This is a genomic window from Paenibacillus macerans (assembly GCF_050565405.1).
In the GTDB taxonomy this organism is placed as follows: Bacteria; Bacillota; Bacilli; order Paenibacillales; family Paenibacillaceae; genus Fontibacillus; species Fontibacillus macerans_B.
Genome location: NZ_JBNYYG010000007.1, coordinates 77,372 through 91,976, shown reverse-complemented (window position 1 = coordinate 91,976; position 14,605 = coordinate 77,372). Strand labels below are relative to the sequence as shown.

General features: G+C 50.5%; 10 protein-coding genes. 1 reads left to right on the top strand and 9 read right to left on the bottom strand.

The genetic code is table 11. From position 1 onward, the window contains the following. Nucleotides 1-6: 6 nt before the first annotated feature. The 7 genes from ACQ4N8_RS07565 to ACQ4N8_RS07535 form a co-directional block, all read right to left on the bottom strand. Nucleotides 7-717 (bottom strand): response regulator transcription factor, encoded by a 711-nt coding sequence (locus ACQ4N8_RS07565; RefSeq protein ID WP_430703728.1) that lies wholly within the window; start codon nucleotides 715-717, stop codon nucleotides 7-9. Next, nucleotides 698-2,449, bottom strand: coding sequence for a sensor histidine kinase (locus ACQ4N8_RS07560; RefSeq protein WP_430703727.1), 1,752 nt, complete (start codon nucleotides 2,447-2,449; stop codon nucleotides 698-700). Before ACQ4N8_RS07560 ends, ACQ4N8_RS07565 begins: the two co-directional genes overlap by 20 nt. A gap of 131 nt (nucleotides 2,450-2,580) precedes the next feature. Further along, nucleotides 2,581-4,149 carry an extracellular solute-binding protein gene (locus ACQ4N8_RS07555; RefSeq protein ID WP_430703726.1) on the bottom strand — a complete coding sequence of 523 codons (1,569 nt, stop codon included), beginning with the start codon at nucleotides 4,147-4,149 and terminating at the stop codon, nucleotides 2,581-2,583. 62 nt (nucleotides 4,150-4,211) lie between these two features. Next, nucleotides 4,212-5,093 (bottom strand): carbohydrate ABC transporter permease, encoded by an 882-nt coding sequence (locus ACQ4N8_RS07550; RefSeq protein ID WP_430703725.1) that lies wholly within the window; start codon nucleotides 5,091-5,093, stop codon nucleotides 4,212-4,214. 17 nt (nucleotides 5,094-5,110) lie between these two features. Next, nucleotides 5,111-6,094: an ABC transporter permease gene (locus tag ACQ4N8_RS07545; protein WP_430703724.1), complete on the bottom strand. Its 984-nt coding sequence runs from the start codon at nucleotides 6,092-6,094 to the stop codon at nucleotides 5,111-5,113. Between the two features lie 161 nt (nucleotides 6,095-6,255). Continuing rightward, on the bottom strand, nucleotides 6,256-7,680 hold the full coding sequence (locus tag ACQ4N8_RS07540; protein ID WP_430703723.1) for a family 43 glycosylhydrolase: 1,425 nt from the start codon (nucleotides 7,678-7,680) through the stop codon (nucleotides 6,256-6,258). Between the two features lie 39 nt (nucleotides 7,681-7,719). Further along, nucleotides 7,720-10,152, bottom strand: a complete 2,433-nt coding sequence (locus ACQ4N8_RS07535) for a TIM-barrel domain-containing protein (protein WP_430703722.1) — start codon at nucleotides 10,150-10,152, stop codon at nucleotides 7,720-7,722. Between the two features lie 114 nt (nucleotides 10,153-10,266). On the opposite strand from ACQ4N8_RS07535, the gene ACQ4N8_RS07530 reads away from it, so the two are divergent. Beyond that, nucleotides 10,267-11,160, top strand: coding sequence for an AraC family transcriptional regulator (locus ACQ4N8_RS07530; protein WP_430703721.1), 894 nt, complete (start codon nucleotides 10,267-10,269; stop codon nucleotides 11,158-11,160). Nucleotides 11,161-11,183: 23 nt separating this feature from the next. Here the strand turns inward: ACQ4N8_RS07530 and ACQ4N8_RS07525 are convergent, their stop codons facing one another. Together ACQ4N8_RS07525 and ACQ4N8_RS07520 are read right to left on the bottom strand one after the other, a co-directional pair. After that, nucleotides 11,184-12,833 carry a response regulator transcription factor gene (locus ACQ4N8_RS07525; protein WP_430703720.1) on the bottom strand — a complete coding sequence of 550 codons (1,650 nt, stop codon included), beginning with the start codon at nucleotides 12,831-12,833 and terminating at the stop codon, nucleotides 11,184-11,186. Beyond that, nucleotides 12,811-14,508, bottom strand: a complete 1,698-nt coding sequence (locus ACQ4N8_RS07520; RefSeq protein ID WP_430703776.1) for a sensor histidine kinase — start codon at nucleotides 14,506-14,508, stop codon at nucleotides 12,811-12,813. Before ACQ4N8_RS07520 ends, ACQ4N8_RS07525 begins: the two co-directional genes overlap by 23 nt. Between the last annotated feature and the right edge of the window lie 97 nt (nucleotides 14,509-14,605).

Here is a 14,605-nt window from a genome sequence, read left to right as displayed (position 1 = left end):
AGTAATCTATTGTTCGCTTTTTCGGTAGGCGCCTGGCGTAGTGCCCGTATATTTCTTAAACACTTTCGCAAAGTAATGCTTATTGTCATAGCCGACCTGCTGCCCGATTGCGCTGACGGGAAGATCACTCTTTGTCGTCAGCAGCCTCCGAGCCTCCTGAATCCGCATCATGTTCAGGTAATTAACGAAGGTGTGGCCGGTTTCTTTCTTAAACAAGCTGCTGATATAATTCGGATGAAGATTCATGAGATCAGCAAGATGATCCAGCGAAAGATCCTTCCTGAAGTGGATTTCCATGTAAGCGAGAATGCGCCGGGCATGGCAAGTGTACTCCGAATCGGACACGTTCGGCAGCTCTCCTCTGACACGTTCAAGCAGCGAGGCGATTTCATTCTTGTCGATCGGCTTCAGCAGGTAATCAACCACACCGGCACGCAGCGCTCTGCGCACATACTCAAATTCATCGTAGCCCGTCAGGATGATGAAGCGATCGCACCATCCGCCCTGTCTGGCTTCCTCGATTAGCTCGAATCCGTTCTTCTCGGGCATGTTGAGATCCGTGATCGTAACGTCCGGCATATAGTCCCTCATCGCTTCGAGCGCCTCATAGGCGTTTAATGCTTCACGAACTTCGGTTCCAACAGGGGCGACTTCCCTGACGATCTTGACCAATCCGCTCAGGATTAGCGGTTCATCGTCAACAGTCAATACTCTCATCGTTAGCTCCCCCCCTTTTCGTGATGCTGATGCATAGACTCGTTCCCTTACCCGGTTCGCTTGCAATCTCGATCCGGGATTCTCCACCGAAGAAAGATTTGATTCTTTCGCTAACATTAATGAGCCCTACGCCGCTTTCGGTTTCGGCTTCCCTTGTCACATTATGACCTAGTAGCCGGGATTGTAAGGCAGCGAGCTTCTCCGGAGGAATCCCTTTCCCATTGTCTTGGACAACGATCCGTATCTCCTGTTCGGACTCGCTTGCCTGAAGACGAATATGAACCGGACGAAGAACGGCCGACGCTCCATGGATGATGCTATTTTCAATCAGCGGCTGTAAAATAAAACGGGGGCAAACGATGCGCTCCGCGTCGACAGCCACATCTATCTCATAGGCGAGTCTGCTCTGAAGCCGCATTTGATGAATGTTGAGATAGAAGGTGACCATTTCGATCTCTTTTGCGAGAACGGTTACATCCTGCTCGGACAAAAGGCTGTAGCGCATCAACCTTCCGAACCAGAAGGAAATGTCGGCAACCTCTTTGTCGTTGTTGGATTCGGCAATCATTCGGATCGTTTCGAGCGTATTATAGAGAAAATGCGGTTTGATTTGAGCTTGCAGCACTTTATAGGCAGCTTCTTTATTTCTCAGCTCGGCACGATGAACGTTGTTAATCAATTCATCCATCCGCTCAAGCATCGAATTGTAGGTTGCCGTCAAGAAACCGATTTCATCTTTCGGGTTCAGCTTGTCATGCTTGATCATGTGCTGTTTCAGATTATCGTCGTTTAAGGTGCGCATATGTCTGGCTAATCTTAGGATGCGCTTAGTGATCGTGGAGGCCAAGGCATAATAAGCAATCGATAAACCGAGGAGCAACAGGACGATGATCGTCACCAATACGATTTCCCTCTGCTTGATGGAGTGGAATACGCTGCGAACTTCCCCGGTGACAAGCAGACGTACGCCGAGTTCTTTGATTTCCAACTGATTCACGATGGTTTTCCGGTTGATGAAGAACGGATTCCCCTCCGTTTGCAATTGCCGCAACGTGTTTTCGTCCAGTTCGATTCCCGCCTCGCTCGCGAACAGCGGCTTGCCTTCCCCAGAGAGCAGTATCGCCTTCCAGTTCCCTTCGACTCCTGCCGCCTTGTAAAAATTCGCTAGCAAGCGGTTACTGACGCGCATTTCAAGGAGTCCGATTTTCTCCGTATATTGACTATTGTATATATATTGATAATAGACTAACTCCGATGTGTTGGAATCATCAAAGACCCATTTGCCCTTGCCAGGTTCCAAGTCGCTGACGACCCCCTCCATCTGCGGGTCTAGTCGTGAACGGTCTACAAAATGATCCGAAATGGAAAAAATATCGCTCTTCATAGTGTAGATCACAAGAGATTCGATTTCCGGATGGGCAAAAAACAGCTGGGTATATAACGGCCGGATATAGCGAAGAAACACATACACACTTTCGGCATCGGACGGGTATGCCCCATCCAAATAATCCGTGACATAGGGGTTGTATTGAAGCATCCGTTGTACGGATTGGATCCGGGTAAAATCCGTTTTTAGATTCGCGTAAGCCTGTTCCAATATTTTCTGTCGGCTTTCAACAAACTGTTTCGTCAGGTTGCTGTAAATTTGCGAATAGTAGTGGTAACCGAAGGCAATGACCGGAATGAATATCAGAATGACATAACCGAAGAGGATCTTTCGCATGATGCTCATGGCACAATTCTCCCTTCAAGCTTTGGAACTGTATGATAGTTACCTTACCATGAGCGATCCATTTCAGGAAGAAGCGCCGCAGCAGATAAAAGTTCGGTAGAGACATAAGGGTCCCTACCGAAAGTTCTCTGTTATTTAAACAAATCTTTTTTCTTCTGATAAATCCCGTTCGCCCAATCGACCAGCTCCTGGAGGCCCATCGATTCAGCAGTTTTAATCATCTTCTCGTAATTGGCCACGGCTTCCTCTTCGGAATCGGCGAGATAAACCTTCACTTTTTCGTTCTTAATCATTTCGTCTATCTTCGTTTTGATCGTTTTCTCTTTGGAGTCCGGCTGGGTTTGGATTAACCCGATCTCCGGCTTGTAGACCGTGACGGCTTTCCGTTCCAATAACGCCTGGGTCTTTTGCGTGCCAGGTACATAACCCTGCAATCCTTCCATCACGCCATCGTTGTACAAATACCACCACTTGATGCCATTACCGTTGATGAAATCGGCGTCCGACGGGTCGTACTTCAGATTCGGGTATCCCTCTTCATTCCAAGTCCAATGCTCACCCTCGACGCCGAACATGGTCAGCTTCTTGCCTTCGTCGCTGGCCAGATACTGCAAGAATTTGATCGACGCTTCAGGATCTTTATTTTTCTTTGTAATAAAAGTACCTGCAAACCCAAGTCCCGTGCTGACAATTTTTGTTCGTTGCGACAAAGCGCTTGGCAGCATTTTGAACGTATACGGCTTCCCACTAGTTTTGGCCTTGATGTTATCCGCATCCGCTACGCTGACGGTATGGCTGTGGGCGAACGCTTTTCCGTTCAGGGCGTATTGATCATCGATCTGATCGTTCGTATAGGCATAATTTTCGGCCAGTACATATCCGTTACGGTAAAGACTGTTCATAAACTTGAAGAACTCCAGCATCTCCGGTTGTCTGATCGCATAATCCACTTGTCCGTCTCGTTCATACCAACCATCCAACAATGCCTCAACGCCGAACTGTTGTAGAAAATATTGCTCAATCCAATCCTTGTCCATAACCATGGGCACCATATCGGGGTATTTTTCCTTAACCATGCCCAGGATCTTAGCGAAATCCTCCACCGATTTAAGCGGCGGATTGCCCAGCTCCTTCAGGATGTCTTCCCGAACGGCAATCCCCGGGTTTCCATCACTGCCGATCGCGTATTTGTTCTGGGCCATTTCTTCCTGCGTCGCAAAGGAATTTCTCACGGTATAGAAATTACCATCGTCCATGGTATGGATCGCGATTCGGGTATTATCGATTTTAAAATCTGGCGCATACTTCTCAATCAGCTCATTCCAGGGATAGGAGAGCTTGGAATCCGACATCCGATCGATCTGTGCATAAGTAAAGACGAGATCCGGGAGATCGCCGGAGGAAATCATCAGCGGAAGTTGCTTGTCATCCGTCGCGACGGTCACTTTTAGTTTAATCCCCGTTTTTTCCGTGATTTTCTCGGCCACCGGTCCCTTCCATTCCTTGACCGGATACCAAGAAGCATCAATGAACAACGAAAGTTCCTTGACTTCTCCGGTATTCGTCGAAGACGTTTTATTTGTCCCGGTGTTTTCTGGCTGGCTGCTATTCTCCTTGCCACCACATGCCGACAACAACGCCATAACCAACACGACAACCAGTGATAAAAGCGCAACTTTCTTGCCCCTGTCCTTCTTCATATAACACCCCTCCAAGCTTGTAATATATATTAAAGCCTAATGCCTTAATATCAAGTTGATCATCAACCCTTAACAGAACCTAGCATGATCCCTTGAATAAAAAATTTCTGCAAAAACGGGTATACGCATACGATCGGCGCGATGGAGATCACCATGGCTGCGACCTGAAGGGAATAGCTGGTGACACCTGCCGACGCGCTGTTTGCCACGGCGATCGCATCCATCGGCGCATTACTTTTATTGATGACCTCCATCATCCGGAAAGCAAGTGTCCGTAAACTCTCCGATTGGACGAAGTAAGCGGAATCCAGCCAAGAATTCCATTGGCCTACACCCATAAATAGCGCCATAGTGGCGATCAGCGGCTTGGATACGGGAAGAATGATCCGATAAAAAATGACGAACTCGTTCGCTCCATCCATATGAGCCGATTCTTTGAGTTCTCCGGGAATCTCGCGAAAAAACGAGATGGCGATGAGCAGAAAAAAGGTGCTTAACATCGACGGAATAATATACACGCCAAACGAATTGAGCAGCCCGACCGAACGCAGCACCACGTAATACGGGATCAGACCGCCCGAGAAATACATGGCGAAGATGATGACCGTGAAATACACTTTATGGAGGAGAAGATCTCGGTGGGACAGACCGTACGCAACAAGGCAAGTGAATAGAACGCCCAATACGGTGCCCGATATCGTTCTAGCGATCGTCACTAGAAAAGCCTGATACCAATGCGGATCGCTCAAGAACTGGGAATAGTTCTCCAACGTAAAGGTTCGGGGCCAAAGATAAATCCCCCCCAGTAGCGAATCGGTCCCCTTGTTGAATGAGAGGATCAGAACATAATAGAACGGATATAGCATGGACAGCATGATGATAAATAAGAGGATGGTGACGAAGGTATCCATAATCCGGTCCTTTTGTCTTTGGCTTAGAGTCAATGCCGACCTCTCCTTTCCTAGAATAGACTTGATCCGGACGTTCGTTTGGCGATGAAATTACTGGAAAAGATCAGAACGACCGAGATGATGGATTGGATCAAATCAATGGCTGCGGCGTAGGAGAACCGGCCATCCCTAAGCCCAACCTTAAACGCGTAGGTTTGCACGATTTCTGATGTAGGATTGTTGATACTGTTTCCGAACAGAAAGGCCTGTTCAAAATTGGAACCGACCAATCCTCCCCCCAAAATACTTCCGATCGTTAGAATGAGCACGACAACGACCGTTCCTTTCATGCCAGGGAAGGTGATGTGGCGAATCCGCGCCAGCCTTCCGGCGCCATCAATTTGCGCAGCTTCGTACAGAGCCGGATTAATGCCCGCTATGGCAGCTAGGAATATGATCGTCCACCAGCCCATCTCCTTCCAAACGGCGCTTGTGACGGCTAATCCCCAGAAGTAATTCGGATTCGTAAGGATATCCAGCGGCTTGTCAATCATCCCAAGGGACATGAGCACCTTGTTGACCATTCCGATATCCGTAGAGAGCAAGGAAAAGGCGATGCCGACAACCACGACCCATGAGATGAAGTGCGGCAGGTAGCTTACCGTTTGGACAACCCGTTTGAATCTAAGGTTTTTCGCTTCGTTTAGCAAGATGGCCAAGAGGATCGGAGCCGGAAAGGCAAATATGACTTTCAAGAAGCTCAAGACCAGCGTGTTCCTCACAATGGTTCCAAACTGATAGTCGTTCACGAACTCGTTGAAATGTTGAAGTCCTACCCATTCGCTTGTGAATATTCCTTTGATGCCCGTGGATATGGAATAGTCCTTGAACGCCATGATAATGCCGAACATCGGCGTATAGGAGAAGATCAGCAAGAAGATCATGCCGAGTCCAACGAAAAGATGCAGAACCTTCTGTTTTTTAAACCGCTTCCAAAATTGAGATCTCTTCTTCGCTATTCCGGTGGGTCCTGCCAATCGTGTATCTACATCCATAAGTGTCCCTCCCTTGTATATAGGTTACCCTTTGGAAGATGGGCGGCGTAAGCCAACATTTTTAAGAAAGCGTTGTCATTTTTTAATATCCCTTCGCCACCATCGGCGGATCAAAAAAGATACTCCTTTCCATTTGCGGAAAGGAGTATCCCTTAGAGCATTTATTCCAATGTAAACGAGGACAGGCTTGCGCCTCCCGTGCCTCTATACGTAAAATACAACGCTTGTATGCCGTCCGGTATGACGAGATCGGCAGAATATTCCGTCCAGATATTCGTAAAGTTGACCGGTATCTTTCCGAGAACCGGGCCATCCCAAGCTGTCTTTACTTCAAAGGCACCTTGGCAATATCCGCGCACCTTGATTTTAACCTTCCTGATTCCTTGGCAATCGAAATACTTGAAACCGGCCGTAGCGGAATCCGTCATATTGGCGATGTATCCGATTTCTTTATCCCCGTCTTTTCCGTCCTGGGATATCTTCGGAAACCGGCTGTCCATCCATGCCCCGGCACGGCCGAAACCGCCTGTATACAGTTCCTCGTCTTTACAGAACAGATTGCATGCCAGATACGCGGGATACTCTCCGCGACCCGCAAGCGGTCCTCCATTTGCGCCGCAGGAGGTCATCTCCGCCTGAGGGATCGTCCCATCCTGCCGAAATGCGATCGGCTCGATACAGCCTTGCCGGCAGAAAGCTGTACCGTTGGTATGTCGATGATAAAAAATATACCAATTTCCGTTTATTTCAACGATACTGCCGTGGTTGTTCCCCCCGTAATACATCGGTTTGTCCGCCGGTTTGTAGGAATCGATATGCAGATCGTTATTGCTGACGACAACCCCTTGGTAGACGAAGTCTTTGGTCGGAAATTGGCTTGTGGCATAACACAGCTCATGCATGACGATCGAGGAGTACACAAAATAATACGTATCCCCTTTTTTTCGAATCGAAGGAGCCTCAAAAAACTCATGTCCCTCAAATCCGCTGCCCATGCTGTAAGGTTCGCTCGGCGCAACAAATACGGGTTCTTCCACAATCGTGAGCATATCCGGACCAAGCACCGCGGCCATTGCGCCGTGTCTTGATTTGTCCCCAGCCGCACAGAAACCGGTATACAGGTAAGTTTTCTCTCCTTCCGTCAACACGCCCGGATCAAACTGGGGCTCGTCGCCTTCTCTTTCTCCCAGGCGCGTGCCGTCGGCATACTTTACGTAGCCGTAAAACTCATACTTGCCGGCCGGTATATCGCAAACGGCTACCGATACGATGGAAACCTTATCGAGAACATAGTAGAGATAATACCGTCCATCCGGTCCGACAGTGACGTCCGGCGCATAAAGACACATCCTGCCGTCGGGATTAAGCGGATCATCCGTTTTCTTGTAAATCACGCCTTCATACCGCCAGTAGCCCAAATCGTCCACGGGTGCCGACCAGCACACATAGTCATCTAAACAAAAGGCATGTCCGTTAAAACGATCGTGGGAGCCATACACATAAACTCTGCCGTTAAAAACATAGGGCTCTCCATCCGGAATGTACTCCCACGATGGGAGATAGGGGTTCAATCCTTGCTTTTTCATGATAATTACACCCTCCTTGTTAACTGTAAAACTTTCTTCTCATAGTTCAATCTCACCTTCCCTGACGACCACAGGATCACCCTGATAAGAGACGATGGTTTGACTGGATTTCCCGGCGATTTCCACTGCGAATTGTCTGTCCTCCGGCATACCGTCGTAACTGCCGACCCGCTCTCCTATCGTCAGCGTGCGGTCTGATTCGCACCAACGCATCTCAATCGTGGAATAAGCGCCAGCCTCGTAGTTATACGTATCCCCTTCATCTTCATAAAGCGTAAATACGGCGTCCCTGCCGGAGTATACTTTCAGGCGAATAACCGCTTCAGGCTGTTCATTCGCGTATTGCACGTCCGGACCGACAGGAACGATGGAGCCGGCACGGACAAAGAGCGGAAGCGTCTCCAAATCGGCTTTCGCCTCAATCGTCTTGCCGCCCTCGATTCGTTCGTCAGTCCAATAATCGTACCATTCATCCGCCGGCAGGTAGACGCTGCGCGACTTGCTGACGCCTTGAAGTACGCGGGAACCGGGACCGTAATACATCGCCGTCGTGACAGGCGCGACCAGGAAGGCCGGTCCGAGCATAAACTGATCGTCAATATCGCGGGCGCGGGCATCTTCCCGATAATCGAAGGCCAGCGCCCGAAGCATCGTATAGCTATGATGCGCAACCGCCCCCGCAAGAGAATAGATGTAGGGAAGCAGCCTGTACCGAAGCTTCAGATATTTCGCCAACGTATCGTAAAATGGTTCGCCCGGTTCGCCGAATCGCCAAATTTCCCTGGGCGTGTCCGTTCCGTGGGAACGGAACATCGGCAGAAAAGCCCCCAATTGGAACCAGCGGACATACAGCTCGCGATACCCCGAATCTGCAACTCCATCGTTATAGTCCCCGTTCCAGAACCAAAGATCTTTATGGTTATGAACGAAAAACGCGCCGATATCCAGCGTCCAATAAGGCGACCCCGTCGCGCAAAAATTAAGGCCGTCCGCAATCTGCTTTCTAAGCGTCTCCCAGTTGGCGGATATATCTCCCGACCATGTAATCGTGCCGTAACGATGCTGCCCGGCATAAGCGGAACGCGTCAGATTCACGACCCGTTTGCCGCCGGTTACGGAACGCTGTCCTTCATAGATGCCTTTGGAGTGCAGCAGCGAATAGGCATTGATATACCCCGGGTCGAGATAAAGTTTGGCTTCCGCCGTGTTCATCAGCATTCGCTGTTCGGGCTCCGGCTTGACCGCCCCTTTCCAGTCCGATTCGAACGGCTCGGTGCAGTCGCACCACCATGCGTCTACCCCATGGGAGAACAGTCCGTCATGAGCTTGCTTCCAATACAATCGGCGAGCTTCATCCGTGAAAGCGTCATAGGTAGCCTGGTTGCCGAGCAGAAACCCGTGCTCGTTCATTTCCCGATGATTGTCGCCGCCCTCTCTCATGATCGGCCAGATCGATACCATCAGCCTGGCGTTCAACGCATGCAACTTGCGCATCATGTCCGAGGGGTCCGGGAAACGCTGCGGATCAAACGTCTTTTGACCCCATAGCTCCCCCGTCCACGACTGCCAATCCAGTACAATGCAATCGAGAGGCAACCCGCGGTCTCGATATTCCTGTACGGTAGAGATCAATTCCTCCTGGGAAACATAGCGTTCCTTCGATTGCACATAGCCGTAAGCCCATTTCGGCAGCATCGGCGCTTCGCCCGTCAAATAGCGAATCCCGGCGATGATCTGATCGAATTCCGGACCGTAAATAAAATAAAAATCCATTTCATCGTCTACATCGGACCAGATGTACGAACCGAAGGAGTCGTCATGAAAGCTCATGTACGAATAAGAGTCCGCCAAAATTCCATAACCTTTCGTAGATAAAAGAGCCGGGACAACCGCCTTCATATTTTGCTGGTACAAATATTGATGTTTGCCCCGAAGATTCATCATCCCCTCTTCGTGCGAACCAAGCCCGTACAGCGCCTCGTCTGCCTGCCATGCGAACTCCAGCTTCGTATGATAGGCCTGCCTGTCGAATTTGCGGTTCATCCCTTCCGCTCGCGAACGGAACCCGTCCGCCCCGCGAGCCGTTTCAACCTCGCCCGCCGAAGCGTCGAAGATCGTACGGTAAACATCGGTGCGCTCAAGCGTTTTTCCGCCTCGGGACGGTTCTTTCGCGAGCAGCCTGCCGCTCGCATCCCAATAGCTGAATGCGCAAGTCGATTTGTCCACCCGAACCGTGAGCAGCTCGGTCGAGATTTCCAGATGGCCCGGCTGGTCTGCAATCTTAAATTGCACATCCCTTCTCTCCGAACGTTTCACAACCATAAGGCTCTGTTTCCCGCCGAACTCCGAATCCAACGTATAACGGATTCTGGCAATCCCCGGTGTGCAAAAAACGATCTGCATGATTCCGTCAGAGGTGTTCAACGTAACGCCGTTCGTTTCGGTTTGAAAATGAGTCAACCTCAAAATCATCGCTACCCTTCCTCATGGATTTGATCTAATATAATGATATTATTGTTTTTTTCGCATTATCTAGCAGATAATTACGTATTATCGGCATTATATTACGATTTCCAGGAGGGTATCATGTACGAACATCGTTACCGGGAAAACAAACCGCACGGCGTTCCAGATTTTCCGGTGGATATATACAAGGTAGAGCATCAAACCGGGGTTCATCCCATTCTGCCCGTCCATTGGCATAATGAGATGGAAATCATCTATCTGGCCCTAGGAAAGGCCACGTTCCGAATCGAAAACCGGGAGTTTGCCATTCGTGAGGGAGATGCGCTCGTCGTTCACCCGGGCGAACTCCATTCGGGAATGAACGAGCATGATGCAGGGATATGCTATTACTCCATCGTGTTCAAATTATCCTGGCTGTCTTCGCTCCAAGCGGATCGAGTCCAGGAGCTGTTCCTCGGACCGATCCTGCAGGGGACGTCCAGACTTCCTGCCTTGATATCCGCTTCGGGCGGGACGCCTCCCGAATTGCTGGACTATGTACGGCAATTCCTGATCCGCTATGAGCGCCGGTCCCCCGCATACGAAATGAGCCTGAAAGGCGTACTGCTGCTGCTGATTGCGGATATTTACCAATACGGGCTGGTCGAGAAAAATAACGAGCCGGGAAACCGCCACGGACGCGAATTCAACCGGCAAATCAAAAAAGTGCTGACATATATGGAGGAGCACTCCCGCGAAAAGCTCGAGTTGGATCAACTGGCAGCCGTAGTGTCCCTTAGCCGCTCCCATTTTTGCAAATTTTTCAAAACGCAGACCGGGATGCGGCCGATGGAATATTTGAATTTCATCCGCATCAATAAAGCCGCGGGCTTGCTGCGCACCGGATCGTACAATGTTCTGGAAGCCGCGCTGGAGTCCGGCTATCAGCATGTCAGTTACTTTTCCAAATGGTTCAGGTTTTATATGAATATGACGCCTTCGGAATACAAGGCCTGTTATTCTTCCGGTCTTTAAAAGCAAATCAGCAGACGCTGCATTTATATGGTCCCGTCGCCGCCTAGCGTATCGGTGCGATATTCCTGCGGCGTTAAACCGGTCCATTTTTTAAAAAAACGAGTGAAGGATTGCGGCATTTCGTATCCGATCAACCAACCGACCTCGGCCACCTTCAACTCGGCCCTCCTCAGCAACTCCTTCGCTTTGCGGATTCGGAGCTCGTCAATATATTCCGACAGATTGACCCCCCGCTCCTGCTTGAACATCCTGGACAAATAGGAGGGATTGAAATGGAATTCATCCGCCAATCTCACGAGGGACAGATCTTCGCTTATGTTCTGCTCAATGTACCAGCACATTTTATGGATTGCGCCGGCCGCCCTATTTTGCTCTCCGCTTTTCCGGAGCGAAAACAGAACCTCGGCCGCGCCTTTCAGAAACGCGAAGGCTTCTCTCCAAGAATGATAGGTCTCCAGCTGCATCAGACCGAACGAACCGATCTCACGGACTTCCCATCGATTGATGTATGACAGAAGCACAAGCGCAATAGTATAACAAAGCTCCGTCAGATTAGGGTCTCCCCTCCCGTGTTCGTAAGCCGGTTCGGCCAATTCGTAGAACAGCCTCATGAACTCCGCTCTTCTTCCGGCTTCCAAATGCGCGGCCAACGCTTCGGATTTATCGCGCAGTGACCGGCTGCGAACCGAGGCGGACGCCGGGGCGTCCTCATTCGGAAACACCCTTTGGACCATTCGCGTTCCGTCCCCGGTCCGATCATGCTGATGCCGCCTCATTTTGTCGTAAATGGCGGGAAGCCCTTCCCAAGCGAACGCATCGCCGCTCAGCGTAACGGCAACCGTCGTATCGAGCGACTCCAGGCAGGCTTGCTGAATCAACTCAAATGTCCCTTCCAAAAACATGACCGTCTGTTCGAAAGCGTCCGTCCGCTCCAAATCAATACGTTGCCCGGGTTGAAAAAACCAGACCAAATCGCCGTATCGATCGATGAAACCGATGCTGTCCGTCCGCTCCGCCAAAAACGCCTCTGCCAGAAACTTAACCGCAAGTGCCGTCTCCTGACGATCGGCATACGATGGGGACGCGCCCGCCGATCCGGCATGCGTTAAATTGCCAATCGCAATCAGGACCGGCAGAGTCGCGTCCAGCGGGATATGAAGCCGCTTGAAATCTTCCGCCAGTACCCGTTCGAAGAGGGCGTCATGGAATAACAAATTTCGAAAATAGTCCCCGTGCGCAAGCGTCTCAAGCGTATGCAGCTGTTCTTTCGACCGCCGGATCAGATCGTTCGCGCGCAACGTATCCTCCAATTCCTCTAGCGCTCGCTCGACGGCTGCGATCAATTTCGGATAGCCTTCGTTTTTCAGCACATATTGCACGTCCGGCGCTTGAATCGCCTGATAGACATAGTTGAAGTCGTTATGCCCCGTCAGAAAAACGATTTTGCACTGCGGCCATTTGAGTCGTATGGCTTCCATCAGTTCCAGACCGTCCATGCCGGGCATGCAGATATCGGACAAGACGATATCGACTCTGGTCCGGTTTAACAAGTCCAGCGCCTCTTGGCCGGAATACGCCTTGTACAAGTCGAGGTCGAGGTTCAACTTTCCGAAAATATCCGCCAAACCATCCGTGATGATCTCTTCGTCGTCAACGATAAGCATTCTGTACATCTGACCGGTCACCTCCGTTGGCAAGAACGATCGTTACCCGAAGCCCTCCAAGCTCGCTCCGTTCGGTTTGCAATCCGCTACCCTCCCCGAATGTCATGCGAATTCGGCGATGAATGTTCACCATCCCGGTGGTCTCGGACTGATCCTGCACATCGTGCAATGCTTGCCGTATCTCCTTCAGCGATTCATCCGTCAACTGTTCTCCGTTATCCTCCACGATAATTCCGGCATGGCCGCCAGCCTGCTCAAAACGGACCGTAATCAATCCTTTTTTTACCTTTTTTTCAAGGCTATGCTTGAATGCGTTTTCAATAATCGGTTGAACGATTAAACGGGGCACGGGGATCGGCCGCAGCTCGTCGGGCAGCGTATCAAATCGAACCTGAATCCTTCTGGAAAACCGCAATTCCTGAATTTCCGCATACATTCTCGCATGATGGATTTCCTGTTCCAAAGCAACCAGATCGGAAGCATTCCTCGTCACAAACTCGAAATACTCCCCGAGCAGCGTCGTAAACTGTTCAATGCGTTCCGTGTCTCCCGTCTTGGCCATCGTATTCAGGATAAAAAAACTGTTATATAAAAAGTGCGGGTTGATTTGCGATTGCAGTTGCTTCAGCTCCGCTCGCTGAGCCATGATTTTCTGCTTGTAGACTTGATCGATCAAGGAGCGCAAATTTCCCACCATCTGGTTAAACCGGCCATACAAATACCGAAACTCGTCTTTGGATTCATGCGCGATGTGGATGCTCAGGTCCCCTTGCTCCATCCTTCTGAAGCTTTTAACGAGCGTCAGCATCGGTTTGTGAATGAACTTATAGGTAGACAGCGCAAAAGCGGCAAAAATCCCCAATGCACAAGCGGCAAATACCCACGCCCATTTATAAAACCTGCTCAGCGGCTCACGTACGACCTGTTCGGGAATGAAACGGTATATCGACAATCCCAGGTCCGAAGAGTGCGCCTGAACGGCGTAATACCGGTTCCTCGCAATAAGCAGCCTTGCCGTTTTGACCGCTGCTGCCGGCCGGATTTCCCGAACGTAAAGGGAGACGCCAGCCTTCGACAATTCCCTCGCTCCGCTCGCCAAAGCCACCTTGGCGCTGTCCGACAGCAGCAGCGTGCCGCTGCCGGAGTAAGTGTTGAATTGGGCTAGCGCCTCCTGCAGCTTTTGCGTATCCAGCTCGATCTCGACCGTGAACAAGGGCTCCGCCCCTTTGGTCCCCCTCTGTTTCATCGCGCCGAGGAACAAGCCGCCGTTCCATTCGACGACCTGGGAACCGCCGCCAAATACGGAGCGGATTTCGCGGTAGCGTTCGGTTTCGAACTCGCGCACTCCGCCCAGGGCCGACATCGTTCTGCCGATCGTCGCGATATGGACGCTCACATCCTTGATATACATGCTGCTGTTTTGGACGGTGTAAAGCCGTTTCATCAGCGAATTCATATTTTCCATGCGGTCGATCGTCGCCATCGTTTCCCAGGCGAGGGCGAGTTCGTTCAGATTATCGTCATCCAGCAGACTGTACTGCAATAGTTTCATGCGCTCGATCTCATTTTCAAGATCGGTCAAATAGAATGCGGTTTGCGCGGCAGCCGTCTTGGTCATGTCCGCGCTTGCGGTTTGCACGATCCAATGGTACAGATAAACCGCGGATAACAAAATAGGCAGCATGATCAGCAGAAAAGTGACGATCAACCGTAGAAATATCGTATTTCGCAACGAAAAGTCCTGCTTTGAAAACAAAACCGATGCCTCCAGCCATTTTTTC

Bases quoted from the DNA above. Each gene is read 5' to 3' on its own strand.
- ACQ4N8_RS07565 (WP_430703728.1), bottom strand. From the start codon at position 717: ATGAGAGTATTGACTGTTGACGATGAACCGCTAATCCTGAGCGGATTG.
- ACQ4N8_RS07560 (WP_430703727.1), bottom strand. From the start codon at position 2,449: ATGAGCATCATGCGAAAGATCCTCTTCGGTTATGTCATTCTGATATTC.
- ACQ4N8_RS07555 (WP_430703726.1), bottom strand. From the start codon at position 4,149: ATGAAGAAGGACAGGGGCAAGAAAGTTGCGCTTTTATCACTGGTTGTC.
- ACQ4N8_RS07545 (WP_430703724.1), bottom strand. From the start codon at position 6,094: ATGGATGTAGATACACGATTGGCAGGACCCACCGGAATAGCGAAGAAG.
- ACQ4N8_RS07540 (WP_430703723.1), bottom strand. From the start codon at position 7,680: ATGAAAAAGCAAGGATTGAACCCCTATCTCCCATCGTGGGAGTACATT.
- ACQ4N8_RS07535 (WP_430703722.1), bottom strand. From the start codon at position 10,152: ATGATTTTGAGGTTGACTCATTTTCAAACCGAAACGAACGGCGTTACG.
- ACQ4N8_RS07530 (WP_430703721.1), top strand. From the start codon at position 10,267: ATGTACGAACATCGTTACCGGGAAAACAAACCGCACGGCGTTCCAGAT.
- ACQ4N8_RS07525 (WP_430703720.1), bottom strand. From the start codon at position 12,833: ATGTACAGAATGCTTATCGTTGACGACGAAGAGATCATCACGGATGGT.
- ACQ4N8_RS07520 (WP_430703776.1), bottom strand. From the start codon at position 14,508: ATGCTGCCTATTTTGTTATCCGCGGTTTATCTGTACCATTGGATCGTG.